General features: G+C 43.8%; 13 protein-coding genes. 6 read left to right on the top strand and 7 right to left on the bottom strand.

From position 1 onward, the window contains the following. The first annotated feature begins 224 nt into the window (after positions 1 to 224). Both ACEN2L_RS06715 and ACEN2L_RS06710 read left to right on the top strand, forming a co-directional pair. Positions 225 to 1496 carry an NRAMP family divalent metal transporter gene (locus ACEN2L_RS06715; protein ID WP_441742714.1) on the top strand — a complete coding sequence of 424 codons (1272 nt, stop codon included), beginning with the start codon at positions 225 to 227 and terminating at the stop codon, positions 1494 to 1496. A 153-nt stretch (positions 1497 to 1649) separates the two neighbouring features. Continuing rightward, entirely contained in the window at positions 1650 to 2357 is a 708-nt protein-coding gene (locus ACEN2L_RS06710) for a hypothetical protein (RefSeq protein ID WP_441742712.1), read from the top strand. Between the two features lie 76 nt (positions 2358 to 2433). Here the strand turns inward: ACEN2L_RS06710 and ACEN2L_RS06705 are convergent, their stop codons facing one another. Continuing rightward, on the bottom strand, positions 2434 to 3774 hold the full coding sequence (locus ACEN2L_RS06705; RefSeq protein WP_441742710.1) for an adenylosuccinate synthase: 1341 nt from the start codon (positions 3772 to 3774) through the stop codon (positions 2434 to 2436). 56 nt (positions 3775 to 3830) lie between these two features. After that, positions 3831 to 4019 (bottom strand): DUF2065 domain-containing protein, encoded by a 189-nt coding sequence (locus ACEN2L_RS06700; protein ID WP_441742708.1) that lies wholly within the window; start codon positions 4017 to 4019, stop codon positions 3831 to 3833. Positions 4020 to 4213: 194 nt separating this feature from the next. Here ACEN2L_RS06700 and ACEN2L_RS06695 point away from each other — a divergent pair, with 194 nt between their 5' ends. Further along, positions 4214 to 5284, top strand: a complete 1071-nt coding sequence (locus tag ACEN2L_RS06695; protein WP_441742706.1) for a GGDEF domain-containing protein — start codon at positions 4214 to 4216, stop codon at positions 5282 to 5284. A gap of 29 nt (positions 5285 to 5313) precedes the next feature. Here ACEN2L_RS06695 and ACEN2L_RS06690 read toward each other — a convergent pair whose 3' ends face one another. From ACEN2L_RS06690 to ACEN2L_RS06675, 4 genes are all read right to left on the bottom strand, one after another. Next, positions 5314 to 6798 carry an ATP-binding protein gene (locus tag ACEN2L_RS06690; protein WP_441742704.1) on the bottom strand — a complete coding sequence of 495 codons (1485 nt, stop codon included), beginning with the start codon at positions 6796 to 6798 and terminating at the stop codon, positions 5314 to 5316. Then, entirely contained in the window at positions 6795 to 7517 is a 723-nt protein-coding gene (locus tag ACEN2L_RS06685) for a winged helix-turn-helix domain-containing protein (RefSeq protein ID WP_441742702.1), read from the bottom strand. Before ACEN2L_RS06685 ends, ACEN2L_RS06690 begins: the two co-directional genes overlap by 4 nt. A gap of 90 nt (positions 7518 to 7607) precedes the next feature. Next, a complete protein-coding gene (locus tag ACEN2L_RS06680; RefSeq protein WP_441742701.1) occupies positions 7608 to 8333 on the bottom strand; it encodes a spondin domain-containing protein in 726 nt (241 codons plus the stop codon). Positions 8334 to 8343: 10 nt separating this feature from the next. Next, the gene (locus ACEN2L_RS06675) at positions 8344 to 9048 is read right to left on the bottom strand and encodes a spondin domain-containing protein (RefSeq protein ID WP_441742699.1); all 705 of its coding nucleotides are present in this window, start codon (positions 9046 to 9048) and stop codon (positions 8344 to 8346) included. A 252-nt stretch (positions 9049 to 9300) separates the two neighbouring features. Between ACEN2L_RS06675 and ACEN2L_RS06670 the strand changes: the two genes are divergently transcribed. Then, entirely contained in the window at positions 9301 to 11436 is a 2136-nt protein-coding gene (locus ACEN2L_RS06670) for an alpha-glucuronidase family glycosyl hydrolase (RefSeq protein WP_441742697.1), read from the top strand. Positions 11437 to 11954: 518 nt separating this feature from the next. On the opposite strand, the gene sodC is transcribed toward ACEN2L_RS06670, so the two are convergent. Further along, positions 11955 to 12491: a superoxide dismutase [Cu-Zn] SodC gene (sodC, locus tag ACEN2L_RS06665; RefSeq protein ID WP_441742695.1), complete on the bottom strand. Its 537-nt coding sequence runs from the start codon at positions 12489 to 12491 to the stop codon at positions 11955 to 11957. A gap of 365 nt (positions 12492 to 12856) precedes the next feature. Between sodC and ACEN2L_RS06660 the strand changes: the two genes are divergently transcribed. Together ACEN2L_RS06660 and ACEN2L_RS06655 are read left to right on the top strand one after the other, a co-directional pair. Next, positions 12857 to 13903: a serine hydrolase domain-containing protein gene (locus ACEN2L_RS06660; protein ID WP_441742693.1), complete on the top strand. Its 1047-nt coding sequence runs from the start codon at positions 12857 to 12859 to the stop codon at positions 13901 to 13903. Next, positions 13869 to 14615 carry an RluA family pseudouridine synthase gene (locus ACEN2L_RS06655; RefSeq protein ID WP_441742691.1) on the top strand — a complete coding sequence of 249 codons (747 nt, stop codon included), beginning with the start codon at positions 13869 to 13871 and terminating at the stop codon, positions 14613 to 14615. The genes ACEN2L_RS06660 and ACEN2L_RS06655 overlap by 35 nt, the downstream gene beginning before the upstream one ends. Positions 14616 to 14819: the final 204 nt, after the last annotated feature.

The following is a 14819-nucleotide window of genomic DNA, read 5'->3' as shown; positions in this document are numbered from 1 at the left end:
TTTTCAAATGCCGCATCTAACAAGCAACACTTATGTATCACTTATTGATGTAATGACTTCACCAAAACGAGTTGTAAAAGGGATTTGTAAAGAATGCATATTTGATAAGCAATAGTGACTAATTTTTGCTTATAACAATGAGTAAAACGGATGATAAATAAAATTTTATTTGTTTTACACTTAGCTAAATCGGGACCTAAAAGCGTAATAACAGGAACATTCAAGTGCAGCAAAACCAACATGCCAGCTCTCATTCAGGCTCTCCTTTTGCCAAAATAATTCAATTACTCGGCCCAGGAGTTTTAATGGCTACAGCGGCGGTGGGAGGGAGTCATTTAGTGGCATCGACCCAAGCAGGTGCAAAATTTGGTTGGCAATTAGCGGTGCTTATTTTTTTGGTTAATGTTCTAAAATATCCGTTTTTTCGTGCTGCAGTCAGTTACACCATCAGTACCAAAGAAACCTTGCAGTTCGGCTATTTTCAAATGGGAAAGGGGTATTTAGCCACGAGCTTTATTCTAAATAATGTTGCGGCAGTGGTGAACTCCGCTGCGTTATTGATGTTCTCTGCAAGTTTAATGGGATATTTTTTGCCCGTTTCATTACCTATACCTTGGTTAGCGGGCATTATTTTACTGGTGATTTTAGTGGTATTAATAGCGGGGCATTTTGTGCTGCTAAATAAAGCCGCAAAATTAATCATGGCGGTGTTGGTACTGACTACCTTAACAGCAGCATGTATGGCTTGGTATCAGGGGCCTGTCGCGCCAATAGACTATATATCGCCTTCGCCATGGACCTTAGCCACTATAGGTTTTTTGGTCGTCACTATGGGTTGGATGCCTGCTCCTATTGAAATTTCCTGTATTACGTCTTTGTGGTACAAACAGCAGTGTCGTAGCCAAGAAGTAACGGCTAAATCAGCCTTATTTGATTTTAATTTAGGCTATATCACCACCTTGTTGCTCGCCCTCGTTTTTCTCGCTTTAGGTGCATTGGTTTTACACGGCAGTGGTGAGCAGCTAGCCAATGGCGGGATCGGTTTTTCGCATCAACTAGTGAATTTATATGCCCACACCATGGGAGAATGGTCTCGTTATTTAATTGCCATTGTAGCTTTTCTTTGTATTTTTGGCTCTGCGATCACCGTATACGACGGATACTCTCGGGCGTTGGCTGAAGGCTTTAGCTTACTCAAAGGTAAAAAACAGGTCAGCAATGCCTTATTTGTGCGATGGTTGTTGCTGGTGGCCATAGCGAGTTTTACCATTGTTTTATTTTTTCAATCAGCCTTACTACCCATGCTGGGTTTTGCAATGACCTTGGCTTTTATCACGACCCCGATGTTTGCCTGGCTAAATCATAAATTAGTCTACAGTGCTGAGATCCAAACTGAGCTCAAGGGGGGCTTCGGCCTGCGCTTGCTCAGTTATGCCGGACTACTCTATTTGTTTGGTTTTTTGTTGGTCTTTATTGTGTGGAAGTGGTTTTTATAGGATTGAGCCACGCGTCTTTAACCAGACCTGAGGCGAATGCACATGACACCATAGGGGATGGGGTTCCTGATAACATTGTCCCAAGCGATTTTGCACTCTTGCTGATTTACTTGTTAGTATGACTAAGACTCTTAGGTACTCGCGAATAAAATCATGTTTGTATTACCATTATTGCCCTTAGTTTTTCTTGTTTTGGTTACCGTATTACCGTGCCATGCTGACGAGCAAAAACGCCCCAAAGATATGATATTTTCATATGTTGAACATCCTACGATGGTCAATTTTTTGATTCCTTTAATCAGAGCAAGCTACAAAAAACTCGATATTGATACCCATTTTGTGCCACAGCCTTCGAATCGCAACCTGCGTTTGGTAGAAGACAACAAAGTTGATGGTGATGTGGGTTACATGCGTATCGTACTTAACGATTATAAAAATCTCATTACCGTTGAGCCACCAGTTATAATGGGTATTTTTACCTTGTTATGTCAGCCACACATCCCTTGCACCGACGAAATTTTGGCTGATGAAAATCAAACATTAGTCGTCACCTCGGCTACGCAAAAAGGCTTGGAACAGGGGTTTAAAGGAGAGTTAAAAACGCAGTTTTACACGGTGAATAATATTTCTCTTATTCCTGAATTTATAAGCATGAAACGTTTTAAATACGCGATTTATCCCACCAGTGAAAAAGATTTATGGCGTATAAAAACAGCTGACTACCAACATGTTAAGTTGTTTGAATCGAGTCTCTATCATGTGCTTAATAAAAAATATCAGTTTATGGCAGATGATATTAGCCAAGCCCTGCAACTTACCTTAAATGAATTTGCTGCTAAAAATCAGACAAAAGCACCGTAAATAAATGGTATTACAAGGCCTATAAAACAAAAAACCGGTCAAATGACCGGTTCTGTATGCAATATGAAATCACAGATTACACATCAAAAGGATGGCGCAATACGATAGTTTCGTTGCGGTCAGGGCCGGTTGAAATAATATCAATGGGTACGCCAGTAATTTCTTCTAAGCGTTTGATATAATTTTTGGCCGCTTGGGGTAACTTGTCATAGTCGGTTACACCAAAGGAGTTTTCACTCCAGCCTGGCATTTCTTCGTATATTGGTGTGATCACGTCATAGCCGTCGGCAGCCATTGGTGGGACATCTTTAACTGAACCATCAGCTTGTTTATAACCGATACATATTTTTAAGCTTTCTAAGCCGTCTAATACGTCTAACTTGGTTAAACAAAACCCAGTGATCGAGTTAATTTGTACGGCACGTTTCATAGCAACGGCATCAAACCAACCAGTACGACGTTTGCGTCCTGTGGTCGCACCAAACTCATGACCTTTAACACCTAAGTGCTCGCCAACTGCGCAGTCAAGCTCAGTAGGAAATGGGCCAGAACCCACACGAGTGGTATAGGCTTTAACAATACCAAGTACATAGTCTAAGTGAAGTGGTCCAAAGCCGGCACCTGTTGCTACACCGCCCACTGTTGTGTTGGATGACGTAACGTAAGGGTAAGTGCCGTGGTCAATATCTAATAAGGTGCCTTGTGCGCCTTCAAACATAATACAATCACCGCGCTGACGAGCTTGGTCTAGCACGTCGGTGACATCAACCACCATGGCTTTGAGTATATCGGCTACCGCTAAGGCGTCAGCCAGCACTTTTTCATAACTGACCGCTTCAACTTTGTAATATTGGGTCAAAACAAAGTTGTGATACTCAAGGATTTCTTTCAGTTTAACGGCAAAGTCTTTTGCATTAAATAAATCACCCACGCGTAAACCACGGCGCGAGACTTTATCTTCATAAGCGGGTCCAATACCGCGACCTGTCGTGCCAATCGGCTTGTTGCCACGGGCTTTCTCACGGGCTAAGTCAAGCTCAACGTGATAAGGCAAAATCAATGGGCAAGCTTCGCTGATGCGCAAACGCTCTTTAACCGGCACGCCTTTCGCTTCAAGCATCGCCGTTTCTTTTAACAACGCTTCTGGGCTCAATACCACACCATTACCAATAACGCAGGTCACGTTTTCACGTAAAATACCGGATGGAATAAGATGTAAAACGGTTTTTTCACCGTCAATAACTAGCGTGTGGCCCGCATTGTGTCCGCCTTGATAACGAACGACGTAAGTTGCTTGATCCGTGAGTAAATCAACAACCTTACCTTTACCCTCATCACCCCATTGGGTGCCGAGTACAACAACATTTTTAGCCATGAATAGTAGGGAGTCAGAAAAATTAGGCGGGGATTCTAACAAAAAACAACCAGCATCTAAATAGCAAAATCAGGGTAATTAGATGTAAAAATAACAAACTACCAGAGAAGGTAATAAAGGCTGACGATGCCTATGGTCACGAGTACACCACCCATGGTGCGCAGTTGACTAGAGGGTTGCTGTGCTAGCTGAGTAATAAACTGTTGCCACTTGTTTGGAAACAGCATCGGTCCAATACCTTCAAATATAAGCAGCAAAGCCATGGCGGTAAATAGTACATCTAACATAATGCATCCAATTTCATAGGGCAGGCATCAATAATAACAGGAAGAGACCGAGTTAAAATCATAATCAAATTGAAACGAAATTTTTTTAAAACGATGTCAAAACAGTTTGAGTTATGGAAGGCTTGAGCTACAACTAGATATTTAGCCCCAACTGCTAAGGGGTAACGCTTTAGGCGATAGGATAGAGTGAAAATATGGTAAAAGAACACCAATCCATTAATTTACTACATTTAAGGCTCATCATTTTAATTGGTGTGGTCATATTGTGCAGTTTTATTTTGACTGACTTAGCCTTACTGCCAAATTCGCTCCATTCACTGTATTTAGATTCGCGTTTATTCATGCAACTTCCGATTTGTTTACTCCTGTTTGGACTGACTTTTTTACCGAGATACATAAAAATTCATAGCTTAGTGGTCAGCGTATCGATGTTGCTGCTTGTTTACATTAACTATTGGCTTATTTTGCAATGCTGGCAGTTGGCGAATTTTGCTTTCCCTTATGAAGGCACCGTTATTTATAGTCTGTTTACTTTACTGGTATTTAGGATCCGCTTTGATTTTGCAGTGGCCTTTAGTGCTGTGGCATTTATTGGTTTTTTAGTTTTAGTGCTGAATTACCCTGTCTATGGTAAACAAAATGGGGTGAGTATTGGCTTTGTCTTAGCGGCGTTAGTCGTAGGTTTAATTGGGGTGTATGAAGTTAAAAAAGCGTTCGATCGTTTGACCATCGCCAATGAAAAATTGCTGGTTTTAAACGAAATTGACCCACTCACTAATATTTTAAACCGTCGCAGTTATGAAAAACGGTTTGCAGAACTGCTTGAGCTAGGTAAACGCAATGGCACGACAGTGGCGGTGTTTTTAATCGATTTAGACTCGTTTAAATCATACAACGATGGTTACGGCCACGTGCAGGGTGACGAAGTAATAAAGCTTCAAGCCTCTTTGTTAAGTAAGGTGTTTCGCCGCACTACCGATATAGTTGCGCGTTACGGTGGTGAGGAGTTTATCGTCGTAGCAGCTAATTGTGAGCAAAGTCAGTGCATTGAATTAGCGCAGCAGATACTAGCCGAATGGGCACGTGAAAAAGTCCCTCATGGTAAAATTCTCGGCCAAGACTATGTCAGTTGCTCGGTAGGCTTTTGTTTAGAAAAACTCGATTTACAATCTGATGCCTTAAACTTAGTAAAAAAAGCCGATAAAGCCTTGTATCAAGCCAAAGCACAAGGACGCAATTGTTATGTGCAAAATCGAGATGCCTAGTCAGGGTATCAGCGCTGCCGATTTTTCTGCTAGTGAGCCGTTTTTAACTCAAAACTAAAGCAGGTTCCTTGCCCTAATTGACTTTCTACGGTTAATTTAGAATTTAGCAAGGCCATTAATCTGCAACTGATGGCTAAGCCTAAGCCAGTATGAAGGGTGTTGTCTTTAGCGCTATTAGTGGCCTGATAACGAGCATCAAAAATGTAGGCAAGTTCTTTATCACTGATGCCAATACCCGTATCTTTAATATTGACCCGTAAACTCTCTTTTTGTGGCAAAACCTGCAGCGATATTTGCCCCCCGTGCGGCGTGTGGCGGATTGCATTGTCAATTAGATTACTCAAGACACGTTCGAGCTTGTCAATATCCGCAAACACGCGGTAATTGAGTGGCATGTCACTCACGTTTATTGCAATGCTTTTATGGTTGGCTTTTATGGCAAATTTTGCGGCTACATCTTGCAATAGCTCAGCTAAGGGGAAAGATTCTTGGTTAAGAGTGACTTGGCCGCTTTCCAAATAAGTGAGTTCAAATATTTGGTCAATTAAGTGTTTGAGGTTTTTAGCATTTTTTAAGGAAATGTCGATAAAACGCTTACGCTCATTCGCACTTATTGAGTCAGGGTTTAAGGCTAAGGTTTCAATATAACCTTGCAAGCTAGCCAAGGGCGTACGTAAATCGTGAGATAAATCGGCGAGTAACATGCGGCGCTGGTCGTCGATATGTTGCAGAGCACTAAATTGTTGTTCGATGTGACTTAACATTTTGGTAAACGACTGCCCCAAACGGTGAACTTCGTTGTGACTGTCTTTATCCCATTTGGCTAAATTATGTGGCAGTTGCTCTCGCTTAAAATCAGCAGCGCAAATGGTTTCCATATCTTCACTCAATAACTGCAAAGGTTTAGTGAAAAATTTAAACAACACTAAAATCATCACCAGTAAAAATATTAAGCCTGCCGCCATAAATAGCGCGAGTTCTCGCATTTTATGATTGTTTTGAATATTGGCGAGTATGGAGTCGTAAATTTCGCCCCCAATAATGACGTAAAGATAGCCTTGCAATTGCTCTGCACGATAAACGGGTGCCGCAGAAAATATTTTTTTCCGCTGTAGTTGTCTAGGGTCATCACCTACAAGAGGCAAGGCGGTGTTACCGTCAATAAGCTGCAAAATAGGCTTAAGCCCCACTTGTTTGCGTAGAATTTTTTGTGGTTCTGCTGAATATGCCATTATATTTCCTTGTGGATCTAAATAGTAAAATTCAAAATTAGGCCCCATGATCATCAAGGTATGAAATAAATCTTTTAAAGTACTGAGTTCATAATTGCCTTCTGCGAGCAATGGCGCATCCACTAATAAGTGTTCTGCTAATCCCAGGTGAAGTTTTTGCTCTGCTTCTAGTTTGGTTTGGTTTTGCAATTGTCCGATTAACCAAAATAAACCAAACATGACACTCATCATGACTAACACCACCGAAAGGGATAAACGCTGATAAAAACACAATTTCATCATGCTACTCCTTGCGGATTGAATTTATACCCAATGCCCCATACGGTTTGTACGATGACGGGCTGGGTAGCATCGCTTTCGATTTTGGCCCTGAGTCGATTAATGTGTGAATTTACCGTGTGCTCATAACCACTGTGGTGATAACCCCAAACTGATTCTAATAACTGGCTGCGACTAAACACTTGATTGGGATGACTTGCTAAGTGCAATAACAGCTCAAATTCGGTAGCGGTTAAGTCAATTGTTTCGGCTTTCATTTTTACCTGATGATGCAATTTATCGATGTGTAGTATGCCGATGTCAATAACCTGAGACTGATGAGTGCTGCGCTGTTCTTCAATGACTTGCTCTAAGGCACGGGCTTTGCGCAGTTGCGAACGGACTCGTGCTTGAAGCTCTCTGACACTAAAGGGCTTCGTCATATAATCATCTGCCCCAAGTTCTAAACCCAGTACCCGATCAAGTTCAGAATTTTTTGCGGTTAACATGATGATGGCCTGTGCCGGCTTACGTTCACGTACACGTCGGCAAATATCTAGCCCGTTTATTTTCGGTAACATCACATCCAGTAAAATAAGCGAATAATGCTCTTTTAAAGCGGCTTGCAAGGCGGACTCACCTTCTTGTTGATGGTCAATTTCAACGTCTAACTCCATCAGGTTTACGCGTATCAGATCAGCAATGTCGGCATCATCCTCAACGATTAAAATTCTGTCTAACATGTTTATTCCCTGATGAGTGTATGTAATAAAACACAAGCAGCCCTTATAAAAAGGGCTGCACATTTGCCTTAAAGCACTAAGTGCGCAGGCCTATTGGCTGCGCATCACGGTTATCCGTAGCGCCGGATTATCAAACTTATGTTTGGCAGTCAGTACTGATGACGCTAACGCATCATCACTGGTTACTACGCCAGGATGCATCGCCACAAAGCCTGTATCTGCGCGCATAGCGTTAAAACCTTCGCCACCATCAGCAGGCCCTGGAATAGTGCCGGCAAGTTCTGAGTTCACCTCTGTACCTGCGTCGTACACGCCCAAGGTCGTAGTCCAGCTTTCGCCTACCGCCAAATTATCTAAGTGCCAAGCATTAAGACCGCTAAAGCCGTCATTTGTATTCACCAACATGCTGGCAACCGACAAATAGGCGTCTGTTTTGTCTTGGATCGTAATTTCAACGGTTTCATTTGCACCCGGTCCAATCGGTGCTGCACCTGATGCGCTGACTAAGCCTAGGCTCAGCAAACCGCTGTTATCACCCCCTTCTGCCATCCTCTCTAATTCAACTGACGGCACACCACCAATAGTCCACAAATTGCCTGAATCATGCAGCACCACAGCAAGTGGAGATAAGGGTTGATCGTGAGTGAGGTTTGTCACGGTGATTTGATATCTGACATCCACCGGCGTAGGCACAGGGGCAGGCACTTCTACAATCACCTCGACTTCTTTGGTGTCATCACCGCAGGCAACCAGCAAAAACGGAAAACTGAGTAACAGCGCGAGTTGTCCCCGAGCCAATGTATTTGGTTTAAACATACTGAGCTCCTTACTTAACCGTAATGGTGACTTTAGCGATAGGATTTAACCAGCGATGCACCGTGTTAGTGACGTCACTTTTGCCACCAGTTGCGTTGTCATCACCGATATTGCCAGGGTGAATGTGCACTGTCGTATTGGCATCAGTCGCGGCCATACCACTACCACCTGTGCCAAGTGCAGGCTCTAAGGGCGGTGGTACTGGCATACCGGGCATACCTGGCGCGCCGCTACCGCGTATTTCGTCATTCGCTTCGGTGCCGGCATCGTAGGCGTTGAGATAAACGGTGTAAGTGCCTGCCTCTGTAGGAATAGCCCAATTATCGAGGCCAACAAAGCCATCGTTGGAAGGTAAAATCATGGCAACAATTGATAGCACAGTATTGCCATCAGCCGTCATTAAGTCACCACTGGTTTTCATCGTAGGGGCCAATAAGCCCCCCGCCGGATTAGCTAACACATCAGCATTAATCGCGGTGGCAATAGTGCTTAAACCATCTAAGCTGCCACCCTCTGCCATCATTTGTATTTCAGTGCTGGCGGTTTGACCGACTTCAAACAAGCTGGCATCTGGCGTATGCGCCACAACAGCCAAGGGGGTAAAATAAATGCCTTGCGTTAAGTTTTGTACTTCAATGCTCAAGTCGGCGCTTACTGCGTGTCCAGACAACATGGCCATAAGGCCAGTACTGCAGAATAAAGATAGTTTTTTCATGGAAGGTTCCTCGTTATTTATTAGTGGGCTAACGAGAAAGAGTCTGAATGGCAAACATCACGGAAGTATCACAAAAGCCAAACAATTTTATCAATTACTCAGTTTGCTGTGCAGATTGGAAAATTTCACTCTGCGATTATTAAATTGGGTAATGTTACTCACTACCGTGACAGGGTAAGCTGACTCCATACGTTAAATAGTTGTTAAAGCCTAATGTGGTTGGTTTTACAGATAAGTAGGATGAAACAAAAAATGAATCGTTTTTGTTACTGGTGTGTGGCTATTATTTTTAGTGGGTTTATTCAGCAAGCCAATGCGTCGATAGCTGATTTCAAAGGAGAAGATGGTTATCGTTTATGGCTCAAATATGACTTACTCAGCGACGTTTCTTTGCGTAAAAACTACGCTAAGCAGCTTGGCAGTATCTACATCGATACGCAAACAGACACGGGCAAAGTCATCATGCAAGAGTTACAACTGGCTTTGCCAGGGCTATTAGGCCAAGAGCCACGCTTTACTGACAGCGCCCAGCAAGCAACACTCGTTATATCCCTTAACCCTTCGTTACAGGCTGATGCAACTGACGAGGCCTTCGCTATCCAGACTCAGCAAGGCAAGATTCAAATTTTAGCACAAAATCCTGTGGGCTTGTTGTACGGTACCTTTCATTTATTACGATTAGTGCAAACCGAGCAGTCATTGGCCAAACTCGATATACAGCAAGCACCTAAAATTAAATTGCGCATGTTGAATCATTGGGATGACTTAGACCGCCACACTGAACGTGGCTTTGCCGGTGAATCAATTTTTGATTGGCACAAATTGCCTGATTACAAAGAGCAGCGCTATTACGATTATGCACGTGCCAATGCCTCTGTCGGTATTAATGGCATAGTGCCCATCAACGTGAATTCTAATTCCCTTATTTTAACGCCTGCCTATTTACGTAAAGTGCAGGCCTTAGCTGATATCTTTCGCCCCTATGGCATCAAAGTGTACCTATCAATTAAGTTCAGTTCACCGCAGCAGTTGGATGGTTTACCTACTTCTGACCCTCTCGACCCACAAGTGCAACAATGGTGGCAAGCTAAGGCAGCTGAAATCTATCAACTTATTCCTGACTTTGGCGGTTTTTTAGTTAAAGCTAATTCAGAAGGTCAGCCCGGTCCGGGTGATTATGGGCGCACCCATGATATCGGGGCCAATATGTTAGCCAAGGCTTTGCAACCCTTTGGTGGTAATGTGCTGTGGCGTGCGTTTGTGTACGCCCATGATTCTGAGCACGAACGTTCGTTGCAAGCCTATAACGAATTTGTACCCCTTGATGGTCACTTTGAATCCAACGTCAGTGTACAAGTAAAAAATGGCCCAATTGATTTTCAACCACGGGAACCTTTCAGTCCTTTGTTTGGCGCGATGCCCCAGACATCGTTGGCTATGGAATTTCAAGTAACTCAAGAGTATCTCGGCTTTAGTACTCATCTTGCGTATTTAGGCAGCATGTATAAAGAAGTCTTAGACAGCGATACGCATACAAACGGTGAGGGCTCAACGGTAGCCAAAGTGATCGATGGCAGTTTGTCGAAAGCGCCGCTGACGGTCATGGCCGGAGTGGCCAATATTGGCGCAGATAGAAATTGGACAGGCCATATTTTTGGCCAAGCCAACTGGTATGTATTGGGACGTTTAGCGTGGGATCACGACTTAAGTGCAGATAACATTGCCCGTGAATGGGTGGCCATGACCTTAACTCACGACCCTAAAGCCAGTGAGCAAATAGTGGCGATGATGATGCAATCTCGGGAAAACATCGTTAATTATATGACCCCTCTCGGTTTACACCATTTGATGGATACGGGGCATCATTACGGCCCAGGGCCATGGGTAGACAACTTAGGTCGAGATGACTGGAACCCAACTTATTATCATCGCGCTGATGACAAGGGTATTGGTTTAGATCGTACAACAGATGGTACCAATGCCGTGTCGCAATATGCACCTTACTGGCAAGAGATTTTCAATGATCCCAAGAAGACCCCTGATAATTTACTCTTATGGTTTCATCATCTTCCATGGGATTACACCATGGCCTCAGGTAAGACCTTGTGGGTTGAGCTGGTGGAACATTATTATGCTGGTGCAGCGGCAGTTGAGCTGATGCAAGCGCAGTGGCTGGGACTAAAAGACAAGATAGAGCCCAACCAATTTAATCAGGTGCGCATGGCGCTGGCGATTCAGGTAAAAGAGGCGAGATGGTGGCGTGATGCCTGTGTTTTGTATTTTCAAGGCTATTCAAACATGGCTCTACCCGCAGGCCTTGAAAAACCACAGCACAGCTTGGAATATTACCAATCTCTCACATTCCCATATGCACCAGGACAGGGGTGAAACGGAATTATTTAGTAGCATAGCTTCGCGTAGGTTAACGCTTCACATGGACGTGAAGCCCAAGTAACGATCATCGTGAACGTGTTTCTGACTCGACTCATTTTCGGGCGCCATCCTTGTCGCTCGACCTTACTTCTTTCCAACAGCCGAAAGAAGTAGGCAAGAAAGGCCGCTCTGCAGCCAAACTCTCGTCCCTACGCGCTCTGACTAAGTAGATTCAGTTTTGTCCTTGTCCAACAAGGTTGGAGGGTCTCACTTTGGCACTGCAGAAGAAGAAAAATCGCATGCTTTTCGACACTCATGATCGGGTGGTTCACTATTAGTCGGCATCAAATCAAGCATTTGCTGTGGCTACGACACTACTCTGATGTATCCGGCCATAAGGCAAACAGGGCATGAATTAATTTCCACTTTACAGAGAACAAAGTGACCAACCCAGAGTGAGGTAATTACCGATTAAATAATCTGCAAAACAGGTGGGAATTGGGTCAGGTGATTTGCCTGACCCTCTGATCTGACTACTTTTCAATAACGCCACAAGCGACTCGTTCACCGCCACCGCCTAATGGCTTGGGGGTATCAGAATAGTTATCACCACCGGCATGGATCATGATGGCGCGTCCTTGAATGTCTTCAAGTTCAAGCTCTGGCGCAAAAACTGGATGAGTGGCATTACCATCTTCGTCTACAAACAAAGTGGGTAAATCACCTTCGTGACCTTCTTCAGACCAAGGAACACTGTGTTTACCGGTATCTTCAGGATCAAAGTGTCCACCGGCAGCACCACCTAGGACTTTTTTTCCGTCTTTCATGCTAGCTGAACAATCACCATGTTGATGAATGTGAAAGCCATGAAGTCCAGAGGCTAAACCGCTTAGATTGGGTGTAAACACCACACCATCATCGTCATAGTCACTGACCATAATGGTGCCGATGCTTTTACCGGTTTTTAGATCGTTCATGGTTACCGATGTGGCATGGTCGTCTGCGTAACTTACGCTGCTTAATGCCAAAGAAATGGAACCAACTACTGCAGATAGTACATATTTGTTCATAATGTTCTCCGTTGTGGCCGCGATTATCTTACCGCTAAGCAAGGGTGAAATAGCTGTCGCTTACAAGGGAGCACAAAGCACACCAGAATGAGGGCTTGGGCTAGTAAAATTCTCGGAAGGCTTATAATCATTGGCCTAACAAGATGTGTTAAGAAAAAAATACTTGGCTGATTGTTTTGTTGAAAATGGAGTTTAGTTTCCATCTCTGAAAATATTACTGATAAACTTTGAAGAATTAACACAGTACCAATATCCGGTTAGAGGTGCATTGCTATTGATTTATTCAAGCTGACAAGCAGTGCTGACATTGCCCTTTAACGGCGAAGGTCTTTAGATAATTGCCTGTCAAAAATAAAGAGAAAAACGTGAAAAAAGCACCACTGACTACTCGTATTCTTCGCATTATTATGCCGCTGATTGCAGTGCTGTGTATTTACCTTTGGGCCCCGTGGCAAGCGGGCTTGATGTACCTAAGTCCTTTGCCTGATTCGATCCAAGAGCAGCTAGATGATGCCATTAAGTATGACTTAGACGGTATTGTTGTCTATGTGCAGCAGGCTGATAATGCGCCTGAATTTTATGCAGCTGGCTTCAACAACAGAGATACTAAAACCCCGGCTGATCCCCATGTGTTATTTAAAATTGCCAGTATTAGCAAACTCTACATCGCCGCAGCAACGGCTAAGCTGGTTGCCGCGCAGCGCCTATCCCTTGATGGCACCCTAGCAGAGTATTTACCAGAGTTGGCTAATAGAATAGAGCATGCACAGAGTATTACCCTTCGTATGTTGGTACAGCACCGTAGTGGTATTTTTAATTTTACCGATGATCCTGATTTTCCTTGGGACAACATGCCAACCCATAGCAGTGAGTTGTTAGAGTTTGGTTTAGATAAACCCGCTGAGTTTGCACCAGATGAAAGCTATCAATACTCCAATACTAATTATTTGTTGATTGGTAACATTTTAGATAAAACCTTGGGTTACAGTCATCATCGCTACATCACCGAGCACATACTCATGCCGCTTGGCTTAAGTCGTACGTTTAATGGGCCCAGTGAAGTGAATATAGCCGAGCTTTCGAGTGGGTATTCCATTGGTTACGATGGCGATTTAAAAACTCAGCCTCATGTAGGTGCGAGCGGTTCAATGATTGCCAGCGCAGAGGACGTTGGCACGTTTTTGCGGGCCTTAAATGACGGTTCATTGCTGAACGAACAAGAGCAAGCCATTTACGCTTCAATTTACGTGTTTGAGCATACTGGCTTAGTGCCGGGCTACTCCAGTATCGCCCGTTATCATCCTGATATTGATACGGTAGTGATTCAATTTGTTAATACCAGCGGCGGTAACTCGTGGACCACCACAGAGGTCATTTATGGACGAATTATCAAACTCTTGCACCAGCGCTAAAGGTCCCGGCAGCATGACAAACCAAGCGATTGTTGACGACTTTGTTGCGCCTCCGTGCAAGGGGGTAGTTAGGATCCTCTATCAAGATAACGATATTTTATTGATTAACAAACCCAGCGGTTTATTGAGTTTATCAGGTAAAAACCCCCTTAATTGGGATTCTGTTCATCACCGTTTAGTGCACGGCCAACAGGGCGAAAGTCCCGCTTTTTTACAGGCCAGTTTGCCGCACCGACTCGACTTTGGTACCTCCGGTATTATGGTGGTGGGTTTGCACCGTGCAGCAACCACACATCTGAACAAACAGTTTCAAGCTGGCAGCATTACAAAACGCTATGTTGCCATGTTAGAAGGCTGGCTTGAACATGAGCATGGGCAAATAAGCGCTGCTATCGCCAAAGATGTGCACCATTTTCCCCGTGTTAAAATTTGCCATTCAACAGGTAAAACAGCGATAAGCGACTATGTAGTGCTACAGCGTTTTGATAAGCCTCGTCGTACCTTGGTTGAGTATTCCCCCCTAACGGGTCGCACCCATCAATTGCGCATTCATAGTTTATTGATAGGCCACCCAATAGTGGGCTGTGACTTGTATCACGCAGAGGGGAGTCAGCACATGGCAGAGCGTTTGCTGCTGCACGCCCGTGATATCGATTTTTTGCATCCAAGCAGCGGTGAGCTAACGCAAGGGCAATGCCCTAGCCCTTTTTAACCTCGTGTTTGCTAAGATAAGGTGGTTTTCACTATGCGTGTATATTGCGTAAGTGTAGGGTGGAATAACAAACTCTTTTTTGGCCCAGAACATTCCCTTCATCTACGCTAAGTAATCGACTCAACTACATTTTTTGTTGGCCTGTACCTAAACTATTCTTTAATTGAGATGCATGACTAAACATTTGTCGACATGGGTTTTTAT

It is taken from the genome of Flavobacterium sp. W21_SRS_FM6 (genome assembly GCF_052119645.1).
In the GTDB taxonomy this organism is placed as follows: domain Bacteria; phylum Pseudomonadota; class Gammaproteobacteria; order Enterobacterales; family Alteromonadaceae; genus Paraglaciecola.
This window is presented reverse-complemented; position numbering and strand designations above follow the sequence as displayed.

Bases quoted from the DNA above. Each gene is read 5' to 3' on its own strand.
- sodC (WP_441742695.1), bottom strand. From the start codon at position 12,491: ATGAACAAATATGTACTATCTGCAGTAGTTGGTTCCATTTCTTTGGCA.
- ACEN2L_RS06680 (WP_441742701.1), bottom strand. From the start codon at position 8,333: ATGTTTAAACCAAATACATTGGCTCGGGGACAACTCGCGCTGTTACTC.
- ACEN2L_RS06695 (WP_441742706.1), top strand. From the start codon at position 4,214: ATGGTAAAAGAACACCAATCCATTAATTTACTACATTTAAGGCTCATC.
- ACEN2L_RS06675 (WP_441742699.1), bottom strand. From the start codon at position 9,048: ATGAAAAAACTATCTTTATTCTGCAGTACTGGCCTTATGGCCATGTTG.
- ACEN2L_RS06670 (WP_441742697.1), top strand. From the start codon at position 9,301: ATGAATCGTTTTTGTTACTGGTGTGTGGCTATTATTTTTAGTGGGTTT.
- ACEN2L_RS06710 (WP_441742712.1), top strand. From the start codon at position 1,650: ATGTTTGTATTACCATTATTGCCCTTAGTTTTTCTTGTTTTGGTTACC.
- ACEN2L_RS06690 (WP_441742704.1), bottom strand. From the start codon at position 6,798: ATGATGAAATTGTGTTTTTATCAGCGTTTATCCCTTTCGGTGGTGTTA.
- ACEN2L_RS06685 (WP_441742702.1), bottom strand. From the start codon at position 7,517: ATGTTAGACAGAATTTTAATCGTTGAGGATGATGCCGACATTGCTGAT.
- ACEN2L_RS06700 (WP_441742708.1), bottom strand. From the start codon at position 4,019: ATGTTAGATGTACTATTTACCGCCATGGCTTTGCTGCTTATATTTGAA.
- ACEN2L_RS06655 (WP_441742691.1), top strand. From the start codon at position 13,869: ATGGACGAATTATCAAACTCTTGCACCAGCGCTAAAGGTCCCGGCAGC.